This is a genomic window from Methylobacterium sp. J-088, from assembly GCF_022829295.1.
Classification (GTDB): domain Bacteria; phylum Pseudomonadota; class Alphaproteobacteria; order Rhizobiales; family Beijerinckiaceae; genus Methylobacterium.
Genome location: NZ_JAKSYH010000121.1, coordinates 41,792 through 63,654, shown reverse-complemented (window position 1 = coordinate 63,654; position 21,863 = coordinate 41,792). Strand labels below are relative to the sequence as shown.

Here is a 21,863-nt window from a genome sequence, read left to right as displayed (position 1 = left end):
GCTTGTTGTAAAGCTGTCGGGACGCATACAGAGGGGGTGCCGAGGCGGTCAAGCGCGTGGCGACGCCGGCGCAACCCCCATCGACAGATCGAGCAGCCGCCCCTCGAACAGCCGGTCCCGCGAGGCGCCGATATGGGCGGCCATGCGGGTGCGGGCGGCCTCCGCATCACCGTCACGGATCGCCGCGAAGATCCCGTGATGCTCCTCCAGCACGCCGCGCAGGCCCGATCGCGGCCCCAGCAGGGCGAGGCCGTGGATCTTCATGCCCACCGCCACGTGCGATTGCAGGGCCTGCAGGGAGGCCGCGTAATAGTGGTTGTTCGAGGCGACTGCGACCGCGTGGTGGAAGGCGAAGTCGGCGTCCTCCCGGTGTTGCTCCTGGCGGGTGACCAGAGTGAGCAGATCGAGGGCCGCCGCGATCCGGTCGAGGGCGTTGGCGTCGCGACGCGTGGCGGCGTGGAAGGCCGCGTCCGGCTCCAGGGTCAGGCGGAACTCGTAGCAGCGCTGGATGTCGGCGATGCTTTCCACCGGTGCGAAGCCCGGGGCGGGGCTCGCCTCGCGGGGCCGGACGAAGCTGCCCGCCCCCTGCCGCGAGACGATCGCGCCCTCCCGGCGCAGCCGGTCGAGGGCGGCCCGCACCACCGGCCGCGAGACCTGGAACCGGCCGGCGAGGTCGTGCTCGCTCGGCAGGCGGCCTTGGGCCGGATAGGTGCCGTTGGCGATGCCGGTGAGGATCGCGTCGTAGATGCCATCCGACAGGGACGCGGGCCTGGCAATGGCCGCCTTCGCCACCCCGCGGCGCCCCGATACCAAGCCGAGCGCCTGCGCGTGGCCGGGCAGGGCTGACGACATCCGGGATGGCCTCCGTGTGCGTTCCGGCGGCCAAGACATCAACGCGACCGCCCAATTGTCAACAAGTCTGCAGTTGTCCGCCATGTTGCACGCCCTTGTCGAAAGGTTGTAGCAGGCCCCGGGGGGTTGAGGTTTCAGGTGACGGGCCCGGAACAGGGGTCGCGCCGGAGGACGACCCATGCAGATTCCGATCAAGCGCTCGCTGGAGCGCGTCCCGGGCGGCCTGATGGTGGTGCCGCTGTTCCTCGGCGCGATCCTTCACACGCTGTTCCCCAACACCGCGACCTTCTTCGGCTCGTTCACCGGGGCGCTGTTCAACGGCGCCCTGCCGATCCTGGCGGTGTTCTTCGTCTGCATGGGCGCGGGCATCGATTTCCGCGCCACCCCGGCGATCGCCCGCAAGGGCGGCGTCCTGCTGGCCACCAAGGTCGGCATCGCGGCGATCCTGGGCGTGGTGTTCGGCCATCTGCTCGGCGAGGCGCCGATCATGGGCGGTGCCTTCGTGGGGCTCTCGACGCTGGCGATCGTCGCCGCCATGAACGACACCAATGGCGGGCTCTACCTCGCCCTGATGGGCCAGTTCGGCCGCCCGAAGGATGCGGGCGCCTACGCGATCATGAGCCTCGAATCCGGCCCGTTCCTCACGATGGTCACGCTCGGGCTCGCCGGCCTCTCCGCCTTCCCGTGGCCGACGCTGGTCGGCAGCATCCTGCCGCTCCTGATCGGCATGATCCTGGGCAACCTCGACCGGGACATGCGCGCCTTCCTGTCGGGCGCCGCACCGGTGATGATCCCGTTCTTCGCCTTCGCGCTCGGCTTCGGGCTCGACCTCGCCAAGATCTGGCAGGCGGGCCTCCTCGGAATCGGGCTCGGCATCGCCGTGGTGGCGATCACGGGTGCGGCCCTGTTCGTGGCCGACCGACTGACCGGGGGCAACGGGGTCGCCGGGGTGGCGGCCGCCTCGACGGCGGGCAACGCCGCCGCCGTCCCGGCGATCATCGCCGCCGCCAACCCCGCCTACGCGGAGGCCGCCGGGCCCGCCACGGTGCTGGTGGCGGCGAGCGTCGTGGTCACGGCCCTGCTGGTGCCGCTTCTCACCGCCTTCGTGGCCGCTCGGGTGGGGCAGGAGGTGGAGCCATCCGAGCCGCTGCGCGAGCCGGTGGCGCGGCCCGCGGCGCCCCTGCGCTGATCCATGCACAGGCGCGCATCGGCGCGACGTCGCGTCGGCAACCGAAGACGGGGACGCCCGGTTGTCCCGGCAGACAGCCCGGCACCGCCGCGGCACTGCCAGAGACCGGAGCGGGCACAGCATGTCCACCGAAGCCAGAGGCAAGACGCATATCGACATCTTCGACCGCGCCGCCCGGGAGGTCTGGGCCCAGCGCTTCGGCGTAAGCGAGGACCGGCTGCGCAAGGCCGTCACGATGGTGGGGAGCCGGATCACCAGCGTCGCCGCCTACCTTGAAAGGCCGGCCCCCTGAGCGGGGCGGGCGTCGCCATGAAGTCCGATCCCTATCCGCCTCCCGGATCAACGGCTCCGGAGTATCCGCCCCGCGCCTCGGAACCCTCGGCCATGTCCGACGACCAGACCGCGCCGTCTCCCGGGCCTTCGGCGTCGGCGCCGGACGCCATTACGTTCGAGCAGATCCGCGAGCGTGCCTACGAGTTGTGGGAACGCAACCATCGGCCGGAGGGATTCGAGATCGAGTTCTGGCTCCTGGCCGAGCGGGAGTTGCGCAAGGAGCGCGCGCGCCGGACGGCCAAGGAGGGGCCGGCCGCGTCTGAGCCACCGTCGCAATAGCGTCTCCCCGTCTCTGGCGTGTAGTTTGCGACGCGGCGTGAACGATCGCCGACGCCGTCCGCGATCCGATGACTGGTCGCGCGACGGGGACCCGCCTTGGAGACATCCGCCCTGACCCGCCGCAGCTTCACCGGACTCGGTCTCGGCGGCGCTGTGGCGACAGCGTCCGGCGGCGTCCTGGCCCAGGCAGGCCCGGTACCATCGACGGCGTCGGACAAGCCCGCCCCCCTCACCAGCGCCCCGGTCTCGCAGGCCGGCCTCGGTCCGCGCCTGACGCTGCACGCCATCGACAATTTCCACGGCACCCCGGCTGCCGGCATGGTCTGCGACCTCGCTTGGCGCGAGGGCGATACCCTCACGCCGATCAAGACCATGACCACCGGGGCCAACGGTCGGCCGGCCGAGCCGCTGCTGATGGATGCCGCGCTCCGGTCCGGCCATTACGAGCTGCTGCTGCATGTCGGGGCCTATTTCGCCGCCCGCGGCGTCAGCCTGCCGAGCCCGAACTTCCTCGACCGCGTGCCGATCCGCTTCCGGATCCGTGACGCGGGGCAGCGCCATCACCTGCCGGTGCTGTTCACGCCCTGGGGCTATTCCTACTATCGCGGCAGCTGACCCCGTCAGGATACGATTCCATGGCCGGCATCTCGACCCACGTCCTCGACACCGACCGCGGGCGCCCCGCGGCGGGGATCCGCATCGATTTCTCCGTGCTGGACGGGGAAACGTGGCGGCTCGTGAAGAGCGTGGTCACGAACGCGGACGGACGCACCGACCAGCCGATCCTCGCACCGAACGACGCCAAGGTCGGTCAGTACCAGCTGGCCTTCCACGTGGACGATTATTTTCGCGACCGCCCTGGCACCGCGGAGGCCGATATCTTCATCGACAACCCGGTGGTGCGCTTCGCGATCTTCGACCCAGCGCAGCACTACCACGTGCCGATGCTCTGCGCCCCCGGCAGCTTCACCACCTACCGCGGCAGCTGAGGCCGTGCCCGACCTCGCCACCGTCAACCGGATGGAGGAGGGTGCCTTCGTGGCCCTACTCGGCGGGGTGTTCGAGCACGCCGCCTGGGTGGCCGAGGCCGCCGCGCCGCAGCGCCCCTTTGCCAGCCTTGCCGAGCTGCACGCGGCGATGACGCGGGCGGTGCATGCGGCGGCCCCGGATCTGCAACTCGCCTTTCTCAACGGCCATCCGGAACTCGCCGGTCCGGAGGCGCGTGCCAAAAGCCTCACGGACGATTCGGCCAGCGAGCAGGGCAGCGCCGGGCTCGATCGCATGGCGGAGCCGGAGGCGGCGGCCTTCGCACGTCTGAACGCAGCCTACCGCGCCCGGTTCGGCTTCCCCTTCATCATCGCGGTGCGAGGGCGCGGCCGGGCCGAGATCCTCTCGGCGTTCGAGGCCCGGCTCGGCCGGGATCCAGCGACCGAGCGGGAGACCGCGCTGGGGGAGGTTGCGCAGATCACCCGCATGCGGCTGGAGCGTCTGATCGACGCCTGACCGTGTCTGGGGCGGTTCAGGCGACCGCCGACCGCGCGTCCTTGATGGCCGCCTCGAAGGCCACGAAGGCGGCGGTCGCCTCGTCCCAGGCCTGGGCGCGAACGTGGCGGATCATCGCCGCAGCCTGCTCGCGGGCCTGCGCCAGGGGTGCCTCCACGGCGGCCGGCCGCGCCGGATTGGCGGCGACGGCTACGGGCGGCTTGTCGGCCGGGCGCATGCCGACCAGGGTCGCCGCGATGGCGCGCCGCCAGGCGGCGAGGTCGGCCGGAAGGCGCGCCGTATGCGCCTCGCTCGCCTGGCCGCCATCCTGACGGTCGAGCAGGTTGCGGCCGAGCGTTTCGATCCGCTCAAGTTCGGCCATGGCGTCCCCGATCTCCCGGCGCGCCTTGTCGGTGCCCTCCGCGATCCGGCCGACGTTGTTGGCGATATCGCCGGTGGCCTGGATCTGCTGGTTGAGGATCTCGGAGGCCTCACGCATCTGCGACGCGACGTTCGCGACGGCGCCGCTCTCGGCTTCGACGCGGGCATTGGCTCGCACCATGGCGGCGGCCCCGGTCTCGACCGCGCCGCGGCTGCGCGTGACCGCGGCCTGCATGGCCGCCATCTCCTCGCGCAGGCCCGCCACGCGGGCGCGGATCTCGTCGGTCGCCTTCGCCGTCTGGGCCGACAGGGTCTTCACCTCGGCGGCCACCACGGCAAAGCCGCGCCCCGCCTCGCCGGCGCGCGCCGCCTCGATCGTGGCGTTGAGCGCCAGCAGGTTCGTCTGGGCCGAGATCGCCGCGATCGTGCCGGCCATCTCCTCGATCCGCAGGGCCGCGGTCGAGAAGCTGTCGAGCCGGCTCCCGATCTCCTCGGTGCCCTCCTCGATGCCGCGCATCCCCTCGGTGGCGCGATGGAGGTCGCCGACGCAGGTGGCGATCCCGGCGCGGGCGGTCTCGGCGGTCTCGGCGGCTGACGCGGAGCGGGCCGCGATCTCGCCCGTGGTGGCGGCCAGTTCCTCGCTGGCGGCCGCGATCAGCCGGGCCTGCTCGGCGGTGCCCGAGGCGTCGTGGGTCATCCAGCCGATCGAGGTGCCGGCATCCGAGGCCGCGGCCGACATGCGCGCCAGGAGCGACTGCCATTCGCGATCGAAGGCCGGGACGGCGGCAGGCTGCGGACTCGCCGCAACCTCGACGATCACCGGTGCCTTCACCGGCGCAGCGGCTATCTGCAGGGCGGCAGAGGCGCCCTTTTCCGAGCGCTTGCGGTTCAGGCCGAACATGCGGAGTTCTCCAATCAACGAATCGGAGGCGATCTTCGCACGGATCCTTCAACCAATGATGAAGGCTAATCTTATCCTTCTCTAATCGATCCGATGAAGCGCTTCCCTGTAGGAAGCGCTTGATCCTTCGAAAGTCTGCGCCACCGGCCTCAAAGGCCGGTGGCGCGGTATCTCACTCGCCGGTCAACGCCGCCTTGGTGCGGGACCACCAGCCGGCGCGCTTGGGCCGGTCCGGATCGGACGGGGGCGTCAGCACGACCGCCACGGGTTCGCGCGTCGGTTCCGCAGTCGACGCGGAGTCCGGCTCGGCGGTGCCGTTCGTCGGTCGGGTCTCGGCGGCCTCCGTCTCCGGCTCGGCGACCGGCAGATCCACCGTCGTCTCGCCGCGGACCGGCTCAGGCGTGGCCTCGATGATTTCGGCCACGGCCTCGACGCTCACCGGCTCCTCCGCCGGCAGCACAACCGCCTCGTCGGAGGCTGCAGTCTCCTCCGCCTCGGCGCCCTCGCGGGTGCGGCCCTCGCTGCGTCCACGTCCGCCGCGGCGGCCGCGCCGACGGCGGCGTCCGCCGTCATCCTCCGCCTGGACGACGTCGTCCGCGCCTGTCGCAACGGCGTCGACTGTGTCGCTCTCGACCGCGACCGCCATCTCGGCCGGCTCGCCGGCCGCCGTCTCGGCGTTCGCTGCGTCGGCGGTCGCCGGCTCCTCGCCGTCCCACTCCTCGTCCCGGCCGTCTTCGTCGGATTGCGGCGCACCCTGGCGCTCCTCATCGGAACGCCCCTCCGTGCGACCACCCCGGCGGCGACGGCGGCGGCGACGGCGGCGGCCATCGCCCTCGTCGCGCGTGCCGTCCTCCCGGGCCTCGGTGCGACCTTCCTCAGCGTCGCCCTCGCCCTCGGCGTCGGCCTCAGCCGCGCCTTCCGCATCCGCCTCGACCTCGGCGTCCGCCTCTTCGATCTCCTCGTCCTCGTCCTCGAACTCCGTGGTCGGCGAGATCGCCTGGGCGCGCACGCCCGTCACCGGACCCTCGGCGCGCTGGGCCGGATCGCCCCGGTCGAGCTGGAAGGCGGTGGTCGCCGCCAGCCGCTCGTCGGCCGCGATCGTGATGGTTACGCCGAAGCGCACCTCCAGCTCGCGCAGGTGCCCGCGCTTCTGGTTGAGGATGTAGAGAGCGACCTCGGTGCGCGTGCGCAGGATGAGGTTGTGGGCGGCCGACTTGAGCAGCGCTTCCTCGATCGAGCGCAGGATGTGCAGCGCCACCGAGGCGGTGGCGCGCACGAAGCCCGAGCCGCCGCAATGGGGGCAGGGGATCGAGGAGGATTCGAGCACGCCCGTGCGGATGCGCTGGCGGCTCATCTCCATCAGGCCGAAGGGCGAGATCCGGCCGACCTGGATGCGGGCGCGGTCGTTCTTCAGGCAATCGTTGAGCTTCTTCTCGACGGCGCGGTTGTTGCGCTTCTCCTCCATGTCGATGAAGTCGATGACGATCAGGCCCGCGAGATCGCGCAGGCGGAGCTGGCGGGCGACCTCCTCGGCGGCTTCCAGGTTCGTCCGGAGTGCGGTGTCCTCGATGTCGTGCTCGCGGGTCGAGCGGCCGGAATTCACGTCGATCGAGACCAGCGCCTCGGTCGGGTTGATCACGAGGTAGCCGCCGGACTTCAGCGAGACGTGGCTGGAGAACATCGCGTCGAGCTGCTGCTCGACGCCGAAGCGGGCGAAGATCGGCGTCGGGTCGCGGTAGGGCTTCACGACCTTGGACTGGCCGGGCATCAGCATCCGCATGAAGTCCCTGGCCTCGCGGTAGGCGTCCTCGCCGGCGACCAGAACCTCGTCCAGTTCCTTGTTGTAGAGGTCACGGATGGCGCGCTTGATCAGCGACCCCTCCTCGTAGACCAGGGCCGGGGCCATGGAGGTCAGCGTCAGCTCGCGGACCGATTCCCACAGGCGCATCAGGTACTCGAAGTCGCGGGCGATCTCGGGCTTGGAGCGCGAGGCGCCGGCGGTGCGCAGGATGACGCCCATCCCCTCGGGCACCTCCAGGTCCTGCACCACCTCCTTGAGGCGCTTGCGGTCGGCCGCCGAGGTGATTTTTCGCGATATTCCGCCACCCCGGCCGGTGTTCGGCATCAGCACCGAGTAGCGGCCGGCCAGCGACAGGTAGGTGGTGAGCGCCGCGCCCTTCGTGCCGCGCTCCTCCTTGACCACCTGCACCAAGATGATCTGGCGGCGCTTGATCACCTCTTGGATCTTGTACTGGCGGCGGAAGTGGCGCGGACGCTCGGGGATCTCGGCCAGCGCGTCGCCGTTGCCGCCGATCTGGGCGATCCGGGGCTCGGCATCGGGATCGTCGGATTCCTCGTCCGAATCCTCATCGTCGTCGGACTCGTCCTCGTCGTCCTCCGACTCGTCCTCATCCTCGTCGTCGTCGGACTCGTCCTCCTCAGACTCATCCTCGTCGAGCACTTCGTCGGCCTCGCCCACGGCCGGGCCGCTGCGGCCCGAGGCCTCCGCGACATCCTCCGCGACAGTCTCGGCCGGCTCCTCGGCCACGGTCAGGGCCTCCGCCACGGCGATCCGGGCTTCGGGCTCGGCCGGGTCGTCCTGGTCGGTCGCGGCCTCCTCGGTCTGCGCCGTGACCGGCGCGGCGTCGCCGGCGGGCTCGGCAGCCCGCACCGGCTCGGCGAGATCACCGGCCTCGGTCTCGGAGGCGAGGGCCTCCTGCACCGCCTCGGGGTTCTCGGCGAGCGTATCGGGCATGCCGGCCGGTGCGATCCCGGCCTCCGGAGTTGTCTCGTCGCGACCCTCGATCCCGGCCTCGTCACCCGCGACCTGCGCGGTCTCGTGGGCGTCCTCGGCGCTCACCGTCTCGTCGGTGCCGCGGGCGCGGGCCTCGGCGCGGCGGCCGCGAGACCGGCGGGGGGAGCGACGGCGGCGCTCCTCGCGCTCCCGGTGCTCCTCGGCGTCGCGGGCTTCCTCCTCGAGGAGGGCCTGCCGGTCGGCCAACGGGATCTGGTAATAGTCGGGGTGGATCTCGTTGAAGGCCAGGAAGCCGTGGCGGTTGCCGCCATACTCCACGAACGCGGCCTGGAGCGAGGGCTCCACCCGGGTGACCTTGGCAAGATAGATGTTGCCGCGCAGCTGGCGCCGGTTGGCGGCCTCGAAGTCGAATTCCTCGACCCTAGACCCCTGGACCGTGACGACCCGGGTCTCCTCCGGGTGCATCGCGTCGATCAGCATTTTGTTGGCCATGTCGGACTCTCGGCATGGCGGCCGACGTCGTTCTCCGTGCCCGTGGTCCCGGCGGCGCCTCGCCCGACGTCAAGCCTGTCGGGCACGGTGCCGGCCTCGTCGCCGAGGCGGATGGGTTCGAGGGGAAATTGCCGTCAACCGCCGGTCGGCGCACAGGGCGCCTGGGGTTGAAATAGGCCGGGTCAACGGACGGACCGGTGCGACGCAACGCATGCGCCTCCGGGGCACGCGCAGCGCTCTGCTGGGCCGTGCGTCCGTCCATCGTGGTCCCGACCTCGCGAAACACTCTCGGCCGGGTTGGACCGGCCGTGAATTCCTGGGTGCGGCGGAAAATCCACCGCGACGTGCGACACCTGCCCGATCGGGGAAGACACCCGTTGCCGCCAGGCGGACCAACAGAGCCCGCCGCGACACCACGGCCGTTTTCGCGAGGAATTCGGTCGCGTCCGCGGGCCGTTGCGGCGGCCGGCGGGACCGGAAAGGGTCGGTATCATTACAGACGGCCGCGCGGATTTGGCAAGGGTCAACCGTGAATAGATGTCACGGGGGTGTCACGGGGCCCGGCCGCGGCGACTGGGGTGCGGGCTGCGTGCGACCTGTCGGATCTGCATCGTCGAGGAAGCGGGCTACCCGCCGGGACGCTCTCCGATCCTTACGATGCCACCGCGAGCCGCACGCCGAAGGCCTTCAGCACCCGGAGCAACGTGTCGAGCGTCGGGTTGCCGTTGTCGCTGAACGCCTTCTAGAGCGCCTCGCGGCCGATCCCCGTCTCGCGAGCGAGCGCCGACATACCCTTCGACCGGGCGATGGTATCAAGGGCATGGAGCAGCTCTTCCTGCGTCCCGTCCTCCAGGCAGGTATCGAGATAGGCCGCGATGTTTGCGGGTGCGTTCAGCGCCTCGGCTGCATCCCAAGGATGTGTTTCGAGGGGCATCCCTCAAACCTCCCGTGCCATGACCTTCGCGCGTGCGACGTTCCGAACCTGCGAGCCCCTGTCTGCTTTTTATGACGAACCAAGGTCAATTTCGACGGCAAGCGAACAGCCTATGAGCCCCAGCGCCCCTCACTCCGCCGCCTCCAGCCGCGGCACCACTCCGGCGAGCGCCGCCGGCTTCGGGCCGCCTGTCGCCCAGTCCAGCAGCTCCACCGTGTGGACGATCGGGATGCCGGTGCCTTTCCCGATCTGCGTGGCGCAGCCGATATTGCCGGTGGCGATCACGTCGGGGCGCACGCGCTCGATATTGGCGACCTTGCGGGCGCGCAGCTTCGCGGCCAGCTCCGGCTGCAGGATGTTGTAGGTCCCCGCCGAGCCGCAGCAGATATGGCCCTCGGGCACGTCCTTCACGGTGAAGCCCGCGCGCTTGAGCAGGGTCTTGGGCTCCAGGCGGATGCCCTGGCCGTGCTGCATCGAGCAGGCGGAATGGTAGGCCACCACGAGGTCGGTCTCGGCGACGGGGGCCAGATCGAGCAGCGCGAGGTACTCGGTCACGTCCTTGGCCAGCTCCGAGACCCGCCGCGCCTTGTCGGCATAGGCCGGGTCGTCGCGGAACATGAAGCCGTAATCCTTGATCGTCGTGCCGCAGCCCGAGGCCGTGACCAGGATCGCGTCGAGCCCCTTGGCGATCTCGGCATCCCAGGCGTCGATCGTCTGCTTGGCGAGCGCATGGGCCGAATCTGCCTTGCCCATGTGATGGGTCAGCGCCCCGCAGCAGCCCTCCTGCGCGTGGACGACCTCGACCCCGTGGCGGTTGAGCAGCCGGATCGCCGCCGCGTTGAAGTCCGGCCGCAGCACGCTCTGGGCGCAGCCGCGCAGCAGGGCGACGCGCTTGCCGGCCGCTCCGGTCGCAGCCCCAGTCGCCGCCGGAAAGCGGCCGGGTCGGTTGGTCGGATCCCGGGGCGGCATCCCGGAGGGCGCGAGGTCGAGCATGGCGGCGAGCCGGTTGCCCACCCGGGGCAGCCGCGCCACCAGCCCGCGGAACGGGGCGCCGAGCTTGGCGCCGAGCAGCGCGAGGCGGAAGCGGTTCGGATAGGGCAGGACCTGCGCCAGCAACGCTCTTAGGAACCGGTCCCCGGCGGGCCGGGCAAACGTCTCCTCGATATGCGCCCGGGCGTGGTCGACGAGGTGCATGTAGTGCACGCCCGACGGGCAGGTGGTCATGCACGACAGGCAGGAGAGGCAGCGGTCGACATGCTTGACCACCTCCGGCGAGGCCGGCTTGCCGCCCTCCAGCATGTCCTTGATCAGGTAGATGCGCCCGCGCGGGGAATCGAGCTCGTCGCCGAGAAGCAGGTAGGTCGGGCAGGTCGCCGTGCAGAAGCCGCAATGCACGCAGGTCCGCAGGATTTTTTCGGACGCCGCCATGGCTGGATCGGCGAGCTGGGCCGGGGCGAAGTTGGTTTGCACGGTCTCTTCCTGCCTGCCTGCTCTCCTCCCCCTTGTGGGGAGGAGTTGGAGGTGGGGGTAGTGCAGAAGGCACCTCGGCGCTCGATCCTGAGCCACCCCCACCCCTGACCCCTCCCCACAAGGGGGAGGGGGAAAATTCAAACCTGTGCGTACATCCGGCCCGGGTTGAGCACGCCGTTCGGATCGTGCGCCGCCTTGATGCCCGCGGTGAGCCGCATCAGCGGCTCGGCCAGGGGCTCGAACACCGGCACGGCGGCGCGCACGGCGTCGGGGGCGCGCACCAGCGTGGCGTGGCCGCCCTGCGCCCGCACGGCCTTGCGCACCGCGTCCGCGCCGGCATCGCCCTGCGCGCCGGTGGCGAGCCAGATCAGGCCGCCGCCCCAGTCGAAGAACCAGCGCGCGGCGCGCTCGGAAGCCACCGCGGCCACGAGCGCCGGCCCGTGGGTCGGCGCCGTGGAGATCCGCCAGAGCGCCGCATCCCGGGGCTCGGCGAGCGGCGCGGCGTCGCGCACGCTCCGCCACAGGGCGGCACCGGCCTCGCCGTCGATGATCTCGGGCTGGCCGTAGCGCTTCAGCAGGCGCGTCAGCTCGCCCGTGCGGTAGTCGATCGAGTCCGAAAAGCCCTCCAGGCGCATCAGCGTCCGCGCCTCCGGGGCGCCGAGCCCGGCCGGCAGATGCGCCGCCCCGGTCAGCTCGAAGGGCGAACCCAGAGCCTCCGACAGGGCCGTAACCGCCCGGGCATCGTCGAGGCCGGAGAAGACCAGGGTGGCGACGCGCTCGCTCGCCGGCAGGACCTTGAAGGTCACCTCGGTCAGGAGCCCGAGGGTGCCGTGCGCGCCGGCCATCAGCTTCACGAGGTCGAGACCGGTGACGTTCTTCATCACCCGCCCGCCCGACTTGATCGCCTCGCCCCGTCCGTTGACGAAGCGCACGCCGATCAGACTGTCCCGGGCGGCGCCGGCATTGATCCGCCGGGGGCCGGCATTGTTGATCGCCGCCACCGCCCCGAGGGTCGGTGCGCCGGTGGTGCCGTAAAGGCCGCGCAGGTCCATGGGCTCGAAGGGCAGCATCTGGCCCTTCGAGGCGAGCAGCGCCTCGACCTCGGCGAGCGGGGTCCCGGCCCGGGCCGCCACCACCATCTCGGCGGGCTCGTAGAGCGTGACGCCTGTGAGCTTCCTGGCCGAGAGCGTCGCGCTGTCCTGCGCCGGCCGGCCGAGCCCCACGGCGGTGCCGCCGCCTTCAAGCCGCAGGCGCTCGCCGCGCCCGGCCGCCGCCCGCACGATCTCCGCGGCCTCGGCCTCGGTGCCGGGCTCGTAGACGCCCATCGTTTCCGCCCCGGTCTTGTTTGAAACCATTCCACAGCGGGTGTCGCCGGAACGGCTGGCGGATTCAAGCGCAGGCGGAGTCGCGGGGTTTCAGCGACTCGGATTTCTTGATGGGCCGCAGGGCGGTCGAGGGGGGTGCTCTACTCCGCCGCCACGGCCCGCCCCGGCCGCAGCCGGCCGCCGATCTGCCGGCGCAGCCCGGCGATGTCGAAGATCCAGACCAGCGCCCCGTAGAGGACCATTCCGGCCGGGACCAGCACCGCCAGGGCGGTGGCCGGGGGCAGGTGGCGGAACGGCGCCAGCGCGAGGCCCATCGCCGCGCAGGCGAGTGCCGCCGTCCCGATCGAGCCCCAGGGCAGATGGATGCGCTCCGGACCCATGAGGACGCGCCAGCCGAGCCACAGCCCGGCCGTGGCCAGCCCAGTGCTCTGCGCCACGGCGACCCCGATCCCGCCCAGACGTTCCGGCAGGATCAGCAGGCCCACGCCGTTGACCGCGAGCCCGATCAGCGCCGAGGCGATCACCGGCAGGGTCCGGCGGCGGATCTGGAAGACCGGGTTGAGGGCGTAGAACATCATGGTCAGGCAGAACAGGCCCGGCATCAGCGCGACGCTGTAGCTCTCGAACGGGCCGCGATAGGCGTCGGGCACCACCAGCGCCTGGAGCGCCGGCAGCACGGCCCAGAAGCCGACCGCGCAGGGCGCCAGCAGCGCGAACACCATGCCGGCATTCTCGGCGACCTGCGCCTCGGCGGCGGCCCGGCCGCGCTGCTCCTCGGCCTGGACGGCGAGCTGGAATAGCAGCAGGTCGAGGGCGGTGCCGAGCGTCATCATCGCGCGCGACGTGACGTCGGCGGCGAGCGCGAAGTAGCCGGCCTCCGCGAAGCCGGCATGGCCCGCGATCGCGCCCCGGTTGACGAAGGCGACGCTCAGATAAGCGGTGTTGGCGGCGATCAGCGGCAGGCCGTAGCGGGCGAAGACCCGCCAGGTGGCCGAAAGGCGCGGCCGCTCGAACGGCGTGCGCGGATCGCGCAGGGGATGACGCAGCAGGACGACCGCCAGGAACTGGCTCACGCCCGCCGCCGCCAGCACCCAGGCCGGCTGCGGCAGCCACCATGCGGCGGCGGCCATCAACCCGAAGGCGAGGACATTCTTCACCGCCACGAGGCCGAGATAGAGCTTCCCGTCGAACCGGGCCCGCGCCAAGGCCGTGTGATAGTCGAACACCCCGATCCCGAGGGCCGCGAGCCCGGTGCCGCACAGGATGGCCGCGTGCCCGTCCGCCCCATTGGCGAAGCCAAAGGCGCCGCACAGGGCGGCGGCGGCCAGCAGCAACAGGCCGACCCGCAGGTAGGCCCGGTCGAGCCCGTGGCGGATCCATGGCTCGTCCGCGCGCACCCTGCCCGAGTAGAAGCGCGTCGCCGAGAGCCGCAGCCATTCGAACAGCACCGTGTTGAGCACGGTCGCCCCGGTGGTGGCCAGGGCGAATCGCCCGAAATCGGCCGGGCCGAGCAGCTTGGCGATCAGCAGGCCCAGGACGAAGTTGAGTCCCGCATTGATGATGAAGGCGGCGATCACGGCCATGAACGGCGTCTCACGGGCGGCGGGGTCTTTCGGGCGGTCGCTGCGCTATAGCGTGGTCGCCGTAAAACTCTTTTAACAGGGCAGCATCGCGGCAGAGACCAGTATCGGACGCTATCGTCGGATCCGCCGGGCTGCGGCAGGTCCGTCCCCGGGCGTGCGGATCCCACGGCCTCCCGGCCCGTCCGTGATGCAGGGCGGCGGGATTGTCCGCGATGGGCCAGCACGGCGCGGCGCGTTTTGCCGAACATTCATGCCGATAAAAGTGCAATCAAAAGTCAAATATCATTTTCCGGGACGATTTCGGTCGGAAGTATCAAATCTCCGTCACTGAAGAAGTGCGGATTTGAGGCATTTGTTGAATCTGTTCTCTGAGACTATGCGTCTGGTGTATTGTCGGAGGGCAGCCACCATGAGCCTGAAACGCTGGATGCGGTTCACGGAATCCTTGTCGTTCCGGATCGGCATGTTGGTGACCGTTCTGCTGGTCGTCTCGATGGGGATCGTCACCGGGCTGCTCTACGCCGAGATCCGCGAGGAACTCATGCACCGCGCCGGGCTGGCGCTCGATGCCAACCTGCGCCTGCTCGAGCAGAAGCTCGGCGAGGAGGGTGGGCCCGGCGCTTTCTTCTCGGTCCAGGACGGCAAGCTCTATCTCGGCACGCACGCGATCACATCCGACGATCCGGCGGTGGACCGCGTGAAGGACGTCCTCGGCGGCACCGCGACCGTGTTCCTCGGCGACACGCGGGTCGCCACCAACGTGATGACGGCGACAGGCAGCCGGGCGATCGGGACCAAGCTGGGTCAGGGCCCGGCCTATGACACCGTCATCGGGACCGGGAAGGGCTATCGCGGCGAGGCCGATATCTTCGGAACGACCTACGTGACACGCTACGAGCCCATCCGGGATATCGATGGCCGGGCGATCGGCATCCTGTATGTCGGCGTGAAGAAGTCGGACTTTCTGTCCTCGCTCGACACGCTGTTTCGGCGCGTCCTGCTCATCGGGGCGGTCGCCACCTTCGTGGGCGTGGCCCTGTGCTGGATCGTCCTGCGGCGCGCGACGGGCCCGGCCGCCACCCTGACCAGCGTGCTGATCGACCTCGGGCAGCGCAGGCTCGACCGCGAGGTGCCCGCCCTCGATCGGCGCGACGAGATCGGCGCCATGGCGCGGGCGGTCCAGTCCCTGCGGGACGAGGCCCTGGCCCGCCAGCGCCTGGAGGAGGAAGCCGCAGCCGCCGCCGCCGAGAAGGCGCGGAACACGGCCCACATCGAGGCCGCGCTGGCGGACTTCCAAGAGAAGATCCACGCCGTGGTGGCTTCGGTCTCGCGCGATACCGCGCAGCTCGACGAGATGGCCGAGGCACTGGCGGCCGTCTCGACCCGGACGGCCGGCGAGGCCGACCTCGCCTCGACGGTATCGGCCGAGACCTCCGCGCACGTGACGGCCGTGTCCACCGCCACCGACGAGCTCTCGGGCTCGATCCAGGAGATCGGCCGCGAGATCGAGGGCATGTCTCACACGGTCCGCCAGGGCAGCACGACCTCTCAAGAGACCGCCGCGCAGGTGCGCGAACTCGCGGTCACGGGTGAACGGATCGGGGCCGTGGTGGCCGCCGTGCGGGCGATCGCCGAGCAGACCAACCTGCTGGCCCTCAACGCGACCATCGAGGCGGCCCGGGCGGGCGAGGCCGGCAAAGGGTTCGCCGTGGTGGCGGGCGAGGTGAAGGTGCTGGCCGAGCAGACCGCCAGGGCCACCCACGACATCGCCGCGCGGGTCGCCGAGATCCAGGAGGGGACGCGCCGCGCCGTGGTCGCCAACGAGGCGGTCTCCGGCCTGATGGAGGCGATCCTGAAGGCCGCGGCGAGCGTGGCGGCGGCGGTCGACCGGCAGGACAAGGCGACGCGCGAGATCGCCCGCTCCGTCCAGATGGCCGCGGACGGGACCGGGCAGCTGGCCGCGACCGTGACCGGCGTCCGCACGGTGGCCGCGCAGACGGAGGCTACGGCCGGCAGCGTGCTCACGGTGGCGCGGACCCTGCGCACGCAATCCGCAGAGATCGACGCGCGCGTCGGCGCCTTCGTGCTCACGCTGCGGCAAGGTCCGATGGATCGGCGGCAGCGGCAGGAACTGGATCGTCAGGGGCCGGAGCGGCGGGCCTCCCGTGCTGACGCGGCCTGAGGCGGGCGCCTACAGCGCGCGCTCGTAGCGCCACGCCTCCATCCCGTCTTCATAATAATCAGGCCGCACCGCGAAGCGAGTGTAGCCCCGGCGCTCGTAGAGCCGGATTCCGGCGCCGTTGTCGGCCCGGACCTCGAGCCGCAGGCGATCGCAGCCATGGGCGCGCGCCCGCGTCTCCGCGGCGTCGAGGAGCTTGCCGCCGAGCCCGAGGCCGCCGCGGTTCGGCGCCACGGCGATCGAGGCCAGCCGGGCGATCCGGCTGCTGCGCCGCCGTTCCAGAACAGCCGCACCGACCAGCACGGGGGTCGGATCCCCGTCCGGCGGATCGATCAGCGCGGCCAGCACGTCCATCGTGGGCGAGCCGATCGCGTGGCGGATCGCCCGGCGCTCGGCCCGGTCGATGGCGAAGGCGGCGTGCTCCAGGGCGACGAGGGCGTCGAGATCGGCGAGCGTGGCGGTGCGGATCGTCGGCTCGGGAAGCCCGGCGCCGACCGGGTTGCGCAAGGGCGCGCTCATCGATGGGCGCTCATCGATGGGCGCTCATTGGGGGGGGCGCTCATGCCCGCGCCGTCGCGATCGATCTGCCCGGCCCGCCCATCGATCACTCGCCCGAATGCCCCGCCGTCAGATGCCCGCTTCCACGGCGCTTGGGAAGCCCGTTCGGGCCGCCGGTGCGCCCGGAATGCGCTGTTTTTGCAACGTCCGGCCCCGGTTGTGGATGGCGGGCGAAAAACCCAGTCCCCCAGGTTGTGTCGCCCTTGCCGCCCGGGGGTATCCCCCATATATGCGCCTTGCCCAACTTCGCACGTGCCTGTGGCCGCGTGTCGGTTGGTGGGCATCCGGTCAACTGCCGGACAGCCGCCAGGGGTCTTAAAGGATCGATGGTCGCAAGGGTGGATCCCTACGGCCGGCATCCAGGTGGCAACACCGGACCCCGACAACAACCGGCAGCCGGAGGCGAAACCGGCGAACCCCGCTCTCCACGGGGGACGCAGCTTAAAGCAACGACGAACGGGCTTTTTTGGTCTCGTCGGCCCTCCAAAGGCCGGCACCGAAGAGGCTTGTTTCATCTTTGCCCGGCGTGCGGTGGGGGTTCTCCCTTCCAATCCACGGCAGCTTCCGGGTGTTCTGCGCCCGCACCGACGCACGCGTCTCCAAAGCGCGTGGGCCGGAGCGACGCATCGCCCCCTGACGCCGACGGCCGATCCTGGCCGTCATCTTCGACAGCGCGCCCCGCGTAAGGGCGCTCGCGAACCCGTGCCGGGAGACGACCATGACCGACCGCATCCGTGACTACCTGCGCGTGCGCCGCGACCTCGGTCAGGACGAGGGCCCCGTGATGGTCCTCGATCTCGATGTCGTGCGCGACAACTACACCGCCTTCGCGCGCTCCCTGCCGGACACAAGGGTGTTCTACGCCGTTAAGGCGAACCCCGCCCCCGAGGTGCTGCGCCTGCTCGCCGAGATGGGTTCCTGCTTCGACACCGCCTCGGTCGCCGAGATGGAGATGGTGCTGGCCGCCGGCGCCACCGCCGACCGGATCTCCTTCGGCAACACCATCAAGAAGGAGCGCTGCATCGGCCGCGCCCTCGCGCTCGGCATCCGCCTGTTCGCGGTCGACTGCCAGGCCGAGGTCGAGAAGATCGCCCGCGCTGCCGCCGCCCTGGGCGTACCCACCGGCGAGGTGCGGGTGTTCTGCCGCATCCTGTGCGACGGCGCGGGCGCCGACTGGCCGCTCTCGCGAAAATTCGGCTGCGTGCCCGAGATGGCCGCGGACGTGCTGGAGCACGCCCACCGCCAGGGGCTCGAGGCCTACGGCATCTCGTTCCATGTCGGCTCGCAGCAGGGCAACACCGAGGCCTGGGACGGGGCGCTCGGCTCCGCGGCGGCGGTCTTCCGCGAGTGCGCGGAGCGCGGCATCGGCCTCTCGATGGTCAATCTCGGCGGCGGCTTCCCGACCCAGTACCTCAAGGCGGTGCCGGGGGTGGAGAGCTACGGCGAGGCGATCTTCCGCGGGCTGACCAAGCATTTCGGCAACCGGATCCCCGAGACGATCATCGAGCCGGGCCGCGGCATGGTCGGCAATGCCGGCCTGATCGAGGCTGAAGTCGTTCTGGTGTCGCGCAAGTCCGCCGAGGCCGACGAGGTCCGATGGGTCTACCTCGACATCGGCAAGTTCGGTGGGTTGGCCGAGACCATGGACGAGGCGATCCGCTACCCGATCCGCACCGCGCGGGACGGGGAGGCGACCGAGCCCTGCGTCATCGCCGGGCCGACCTGCGACTCGGTGGACGTACTCTACGAGCGGCAGCTCTACCCGCTGCCGATCTCCCTCTCGATCGGCGACAAGGTGCTGATCGAGGGCGCGGGCGCCTACACCACCACCTACGCGGCGGTGGCGTTCAACGGCTTCCCGCCCCTTCAGCAGATCGTGATCTGACTTTTCGGAGTGAGACTGGGTCCGTTTGAAGGGCAGCGACGTTGCTGCCCCCGCGAGCGAAGTGAAGCAATCCGGTAACGCCACGGCGATAACGCTCGCGCGGTCCTGGGTCACTTCGCTCCGCTCGTGACGACGGCGCGGGCGACTTCGCCGAACGCTGACCTCACCACCGCTTCGACCGAGGGCACCCGGCTCTCGGTCTCAGAAAATCGCTTCTCCCGCATGTCGGCCCGGGGAGGGCAGTGTGATGATCGAGATCCGCGCGGAGCATCTCCACCACGTCCCGGCGCGCGAGCGCCTGCTCGACGCGTGCTTTCCCGGCAACCGCCGCGCCAAGATCTCGGAGCGCCTGCGCGAGGGCCGTCTGCCGGCGCGCGGCCTCGCCTTCGCGGCGACCCGGGCAGGCCGCCTCGTCGGCACGCTGCGGCTGTGGCACGTCGAGACCGGCGACGCCCGCCCGGCGCTGCTGCTCGGCCCCCTCGCGGTCGATCCGGCGATCCAGGGCCAGGGGCTCGGCTCTGTAATGATGCAGGCAGCCCTGGGCAGGGCCGAATCGCTCGGCCACGGCGCCGTGCTGCTGGTCGGCGACGCGCCCTACTACGCCCGCTTCGGCTTCGACCGGGCGCTCGCGGCGGGCCTGACCCTGCCGGGTCCGTTCGAGCGCGCGCGTTTCCTCGGGCTGGAGCTGCGTGCAGGCGCGCTGGCGGGCGCCGAGGGGCTTGTCCGGGCGACCGGCGTATTGTCGCCGGCCGATGCGGCGGCCAACGAGGCCCAGGTCGCGCGACGACACGCCGCCTGAACGGGGTCATCTTTGACCGGGGGCACCGGGTTTCCGAAGGGCTGATGCCCTCTGGCGGGGTTCGGGGGCGGAGCCCCTGAAGCAACCGGGCAATGCCCGGCACCAGGGATCCACCCCGGACCCGCGAAAGGTCTCGACCTTTCGAAGCCAGGACTGGAGCTTCCGGCCTGGACGCAGCCCCGGCATGCGCCGGATAGCGGTCGCGTCCACCGTGCTGGCCGGCCTCATGCATTGCGCCGAACGGTCGCGATCCCGCATAGACGGTCCGCCGGCCTCCGGAGAAGGTTGCTCGACCGATGCAGATCGCCACGCCCTACCTGATGTTCCTGGGCGACGTGCCCGACACGCTGGCGGCCAAGACCGCCTACGGGATCAAGGATTGGCGCCCCGAATGGTGCGTCGGCCAGATGCGTCTGCCGGGGTGCGCCGCCGATCTGGGCATCCCCGATATGACCCTGCCCGAAGCCCTGGCGAAGGGCTGCCGGACCCTGGTGATCGGCGTCGTGAACGCCGGCGGCGTGCTGCCCGACCATTGGGTGAAGGAGATCGTCGCGGCCATCGAGGCGGGGCTCGACGTGGCGAGCGGCCTGCATGTGAAGCTCGGCGCGGTGCCAGCCATCGCTGAGGCCGCCGCGCGGCGCGGGCGCCAGCTGCACGACGTGCGCCACACCGACGAGCGCTTCCCCACCGGCAAGGGCACCAAGCGGGCAGGCCGGCGCCTGCTCACCGTCGGCACCGATTGCTCGGTGGGCAAGAAGTACACCGTGCTGGCCCTGGAGCGCGGCATGCGCGAGCGCGGCCTCGATGCCGATTTCTGCGCCACCGGCCAGACCGGCGTGTTCATCTCCGGCAAGGGCGTCGCGATCGACGCCGTGGTGGCCGATTTCATCTCGGGCGCCGTCGAGACGATCTCGCCCGAGGCCGACCCGAATCACTGGGACCTGCTGGAGGGCCAAGGCTCGCTGTTCCACCCGTCCTTCGCGGGGGTGAGCCTCGGGCTCCTCCACGGCGCTCAGGCCGATGCCTTCGTGGTCTGCCACGAGCCGACACGCACCACGATGCGCGGCGTGAAGCACCCGCTGCCGACGATCCAGCAGGTGATCGACCTCACCGTTCAGCTCGGCAGCCTGACCAACCCGGCGATCAAGCCGGTGGGCATCGCGATCAACACGCAGGCGCTCGATGAAGCCGAGGCCCGGGCCTTCCTGGAGACGGTCGGGTCCGCGCACGGCCTGCCCGCCACCGACCCGGTCCGGTTCGGCGTCGACGGGCTGATGGATCGGATCGTCGCCGACTTCCCGGGAGCCTGACATGGCCCGCCGCCTGACCCTCGCCGTCGAGCGCTTCCCGATCGCGGGCGCCTTCACGATATCCCGCGGCAGCCGCACGGAGATCGCAGTGGTGGTGGCGACCATCACGGACGGCGACACGGCCGGGCGCGGTGAGTGCGTGCCCTATCCGCGCTACGGCGAGAGCGTCGAGAGCGTCAGCGCCCTGATCGAGGGACACGCGGAGGCGATCGCGGCCGGGATCGGGCGCGACGCGCTGATGGCGCACATGAAGGCGGGCGCGGCGCGCAACGCCCTCGACTGCGCCCTGTTCGACCTCGAAGCCAAGCTCCAGGGCCGCCCCGCCTGGGATATCGCCGGTCTCGCTGAACCTCGGCCGGCCATCACCGCCTATACGCTGAGCCTCGGCACCCCGGAGAGCATGGCGGAGGCCGCCCGCATGGCGGCTCACCGGCCGCTGCTGAAGGTGAAGCTTGGTGGAACGGGCGACCCGGAGCGCATCGCCGCCGTGCGGGCCGGTGCGCCGGAATCCCGGTTGATCGTCGATGCCAACGAGGCTTGGCGGCCGGAGACCATCGAGGCCAACCTCGCCGCCTGCCTGACGGCCGGCGTTGCGCTGATCGAGCAGCCTCTGCCGGCCGACGCCGATGCCCTGCTCGCCGAGATCCCGCATCCGGTCCCGGTCTGCGCCGACGAGAGCCTGCACGACCGGGCCGGCCTCGACGCGTTGGCCGGGCGCTACGATGCGATCAACATCAAGCTCGACAAGACCGGCGGCCTGACCGAGGCCGTGCTGCTCGCCCAGGAGGCGAAGGCGCGGGGGCTCGCCATCATGGTCGGCTGCATGCTCGGTACCTCGCTCGGCATGGCGCCGGCGGCTCTGCTCGCGAACGACGCGGATTTCGTCGATCTCGACGGCCCACTGCTGCTCGCCCGCGACCGCGACACGCCGCTGCGCTACGAGGGGAGCCTGATGTATCCGCCTACGCCGGAGCTGTGGGGATAAGGATCGCCCCGCCTGTCACCCGCGGGGCGTCACAACCCGTTTGGGATTAGGTATACCAGAAGGCTTGCCTTCCGTCCGCCCGGCTGCCATCCATCGCGGATGCCAGTGTCGTCGTGAGTCAACGCGCCGTCCCCGGCAGCCCGATAACAGAACAGCAAGTCTCAATGCTGG

The 21,863-nt window shown here is 70.9% G+C and carries 19 protein-coding genes; 11 read left to right on the top strand and 8 right to left on the bottom strand.

Features of this window, described 5'->3' with window-relative positions:
- Positions 1-48: 48 nt before the first annotated feature.
- Positions 49-852 (bottom strand): FadR/GntR family transcriptional regulator, encoded by an 804-nt coding sequence (locus tag MKK63_RS13150; protein ID WP_244002361.1) that lies wholly within the window; start codon positions 850-852, stop codon positions 49-51.
- Between the two features lie 178 nt (positions 853-1,030).
- Here MKK63_RS13150 and MKK63_RS13145 point away from each other — a divergent pair, with 178 nt between their 5' ends.
- The 6 genes from MKK63_RS13145 (at position 1,031) to uraD (ending at position 4,156) form a co-directional block, all read left to right on the top strand.
- Positions 1,031-2,041, top strand: coding sequence for a 2-keto-3-deoxygluconate permease (locus MKK63_RS13145; RefSeq protein ID WP_244002359.1), 1,011 nt, complete (start codon positions 1,031-1,033; stop codon positions 2,039-2,041).
- A gap of 121 nt (positions 2,042-2,162) precedes the next feature.
- Entirely contained in the window at positions 2,163-2,333 is a 171-nt protein-coding gene (locus MKK63_RS13140) for a DUF3606 domain-containing protein (RefSeq protein ID WP_244002357.1), read from the top strand.
- A 92-nt stretch (positions 2,334-2,425) separates the two neighbouring features.
- On the top strand, positions 2,426-2,653 hold the full coding sequence (locus MKK63_RS13135) for a DUF2934 domain-containing protein (protein WP_244002355.1): 228 nt from the start codon (positions 2,426-2,428) through the stop codon (positions 2,651-2,653).
- 96 nt (positions 2,654-2,749) lie between these two features.
- Positions 2,750-3,268, top strand: a complete 519-nt coding sequence (gene uraH, locus MKK63_RS13130) for a hydroxyisourate hydrolase (RefSeq protein ID WP_244002353.1) — start codon at positions 2,750-2,752, stop codon at positions 3,266-3,268.
- Between the two features lie 20 nt (positions 3,269-3,288).
- On the top strand, positions 3,289-3,642 hold the full coding sequence (gene uraH / locus MKK63_RS13125; protein ID WP_244002351.1) for a hydroxyisourate hydrolase: 354 nt from the start codon (positions 3,289-3,291) through the stop codon (positions 3,640-3,642).
- A 4-nt stretch (positions 3,643-3,646) separates the two neighbouring features.
- On the top strand, positions 3,647-4,156 hold the full coding sequence (gene uraD / locus MKK63_RS13120; protein ID WP_244002349.1) for a 2-oxo-4-hydroxy-4-carboxy-5-ureidoimidazoline decarboxylase: 510 nt from the start codon (positions 3,647-3,649) through the stop codon (positions 4,154-4,156).
- A 16-nt stretch (positions 4,157-4,172) separates the two neighbouring features.
- On the opposite strand, the gene MKK63_RS13115 is transcribed toward uraD, so the two are convergent.
- From MKK63_RS13115 to MKK63_RS13090, 6 genes are all read right to left on the bottom strand, one after another.
- Entirely contained in the window at positions 4,173-5,417 is a 1,245-nt protein-coding gene (locus tag MKK63_RS13115) for a methyl-accepting chemotaxis protein (protein ID WP_244002347.1), read from the bottom strand.
- Between the two features lie 172 nt (positions 5,418-5,589).
- Positions 5,590-8,664: a ribonuclease E/G gene (locus MKK63_RS13110; RefSeq protein WP_244002345.1), complete on the bottom strand. Its 3,075-nt coding sequence runs from the start codon at positions 8,662-8,664 to the stop codon at positions 5,590-5,592.
- Positions 8,665-9,406: 742 nt separating this feature from the next.
- Complete coding sequence (locus tag MKK63_RS13105) at positions 9,407-9,598, bottom strand: addiction module antidote protein (protein ID WP_244002342.1); 192 nt, start codon at positions 9,596-9,598, stop codon at positions 9,407-9,409.
- A gap of 129 nt (positions 9,599-9,727) precedes the next feature.
- On the bottom strand, positions 9,728-11,068 hold the full coding sequence (gene glcF, locus MKK63_RS13100; RefSeq protein WP_244002340.1) for a glycolate oxidase subunit GlcF: 1,341 nt from the start codon (positions 11,066-11,068) through the stop codon (positions 9,728-9,730).
- Positions 11,069-11,205: 137 nt separating this feature from the next.
- Positions 11,206-12,393, bottom strand: a complete 1,188-nt coding sequence (gene glcE, locus MKK63_RS13095) for a glycolate oxidase subunit GlcE (protein WP_244002338.1) — start codon at positions 12,391-12,393, stop codon at positions 11,206-11,208.
- 140 nt (positions 12,394-12,533) lie between these two features.
- Complete coding sequence (locus tag MKK63_RS13090; protein ID WP_244002336.1) at positions 12,534-13,976, bottom strand: lipopolysaccharide biosynthesis protein; 1,443 nt, start codon at positions 13,974-13,976, stop codon at positions 12,534-12,536.
- A 409-nt stretch (positions 13,977-14,385) separates the two neighbouring features.
- On the opposite strand from MKK63_RS13090, the gene MKK63_RS13085 reads away from it, so the two are divergent.
- Positions 14,386-16,158 (top strand): methyl-accepting chemotaxis protein, encoded by a 1,773-nt coding sequence (locus tag MKK63_RS13085; protein WP_244002334.1) that lies wholly within the window; start codon positions 14,386-14,388, stop codon positions 16,156-16,158.
- Between the two features lie 9 nt (positions 16,159-16,167).
- Here the strand turns inward: MKK63_RS13085 and MKK63_RS13080 are convergent, their stop codons facing one another.
- Positions 16,168-16,674 carry a GNAT family N-acetyltransferase gene (locus MKK63_RS13080; protein WP_244002331.1) on the bottom strand — a complete coding sequence of 169 codons (507 nt, stop codon included), beginning with the start codon at positions 16,672-16,674 and terminating at the stop codon, positions 16,168-16,170.
- Positions 16,675-17,431: 757 nt separating this feature from the next.
- On the opposite strand from MKK63_RS13080, the gene MKK63_RS13075 reads away from it, so the two are divergent.
- The 4 genes from MKK63_RS13075 to dgcA all read left to right on the top strand — a co-directional run bounded on the left by MKK63_RS13075 (position 17,432) and on the right by dgcA (position 21,692).
- Positions 17,432-18,598 carry a type III PLP-dependent enzyme gene (locus MKK63_RS13075; RefSeq protein WP_244002330.1) on the top strand — a complete coding sequence of 389 codons (1,167 nt, stop codon included), beginning with the start codon at positions 17,432-17,434 and terminating at the stop codon, positions 18,596-18,598.
- Positions 18,599-18,845: 247 nt separating this feature from the next.
- Positions 18,846-19,397, top strand: a complete 552-nt coding sequence (locus MKK63_RS13070) for a GNAT family N-acetyltransferase (protein WP_244002327.1) — start codon at positions 18,846-18,848, stop codon at positions 19,395-19,397.
- Between the two features lie 296 nt (positions 19,398-19,693).
- The gene (gene dgcN, locus MKK63_RS13065) at positions 19,694-20,707 is read left to right on the top strand and encodes an N-acetyltransferase DgcN (protein ID WP_244002325.1); all 1,014 of its coding nucleotides are present in this window, start codon (positions 19,694-19,696) and stop codon (positions 20,705-20,707) included.
- 1 nt (position 20,708) lies between these two features.
- Positions 20,709-21,692: an N-acetyl-D-Glu racemase DgcA gene (gene dgcA, locus MKK63_RS13060; protein WP_244002323.1), complete on the top strand. Its 984-nt coding sequence runs from the start codon at positions 20,709-20,711 to the stop codon at positions 21,690-21,692.
- Positions 21,693-21,863 lie beyond the last annotated feature (171 nt).

What these genes read in the sequence shown, in the direction of transcription:
- MKK63_RS13150 (WP_244002361.1), bottom strand. Translation starts at nt 852, where the DNA reads ATGTCGTCAGCCCTGCCCGGCCACGCGCAGGCGCTCGGCTTGGTATCG.
- MKK63_RS13145 (WP_244002359.1), top strand. Translation starts at nt 1,031, where the DNA reads ATGCAGATTCCGATCAAGCGCTCGCTGGAGCGCGTCCCGGGCGGCCTG.
- MKK63_RS13140 (WP_244002357.1), top strand. Translation starts at nt 2,163, where the DNA reads ATGTCCACCGAAGCCAGAGGCAAGACGCATATCGACATCTTCGACCGC.
- MKK63_RS13135 (WP_244002355.1), top strand. Translation starts at nt 2,426, where the DNA reads ATGTCCGACGACCAGACCGCGCCGTCTCCCGGGCCTTCGGCGTCGGCG.
- uraH (WP_244002351.1), top strand. Translation starts at nt 3,289, where the DNA reads ATGGCCGGCATCTCGACCCACGTCCTCGACACCGACCGCGGGCGCCCC.
- MKK63_RS13115 (WP_244002347.1), bottom strand. Translation starts at nt 5,417, where the DNA reads ATGTTCGGCCTGAACCGCAAGCGCTCGGAAAAGGGCGCCTCTGCCGCC.
- MKK63_RS13110 (WP_244002345.1), bottom strand. Translation starts at nt 8,664, where the DNA reads ATGGCCAACAAAATGCTGATCGACGCGATGCACCCGGAGGAGACCCGG.
- MKK63_RS13105 (WP_244002342.1), bottom strand. Translation starts at nt 9,598, where the DNA reads ATGCCCCTCGAAACACATCCTTGGGATGCAGCCGAGGCGCTGAACGCA.
- glcE (WP_244002338.1), bottom strand. Translation starts at nt 12,393, where the DNA reads ATGGGCGTCTACGAGCCCGGCACCGAGGCCGAGGCCGCGGAGATCGTG.
- MKK63_RS13090 (WP_244002336.1), bottom strand. Translation starts at nt 13,976, where the DNA reads ATGGCCGTGATCGCCGCCTTCATCATCAATGCGGGACTCAACTTCGTC.
- MKK63_RS13085 (WP_244002334.1), top strand. Translation starts at nt 14,386, where the DNA reads ATGAGCCTGAAACGCTGGATGCGGTTCACGGAATCCTTGTCGTTCCGG.
- MKK63_RS13080 (WP_244002331.1), bottom strand. Translation starts at nt 16,674, where the DNA reads ATGAGCGCGCCCTTGCGCAACCCGGTCGGCGCCGGGCTTCCCGAGCCG.
- MKK63_RS13075 (WP_244002330.1), top strand. Translation starts at nt 17,432, where the DNA reads ATGACCGACCGCATCCGTGACTACCTGCGCGTGCGCCGCGACCTCGGT.
- MKK63_RS13070 (WP_244002327.1), top strand. Translation starts at nt 18,846, where the DNA reads ATGATCGAGATCCGCGCGGAGCATCTCCACCACGTCCCGGCGCGCGAG.
- dgcN (WP_244002325.1), top strand. Translation starts at nt 19,694, where the DNA reads ATGCAGATCGCCACGCCCTACCTGATGTTCCTGGGCGACGTGCCCGAC.
- dgcA (WP_244002323.1), top strand. Translation starts at nt 20,709, where the DNA reads ATGGCCCGCCGCCTGACCCTCGCCGTCGAGCGCTTCCCGATCGCGGGC.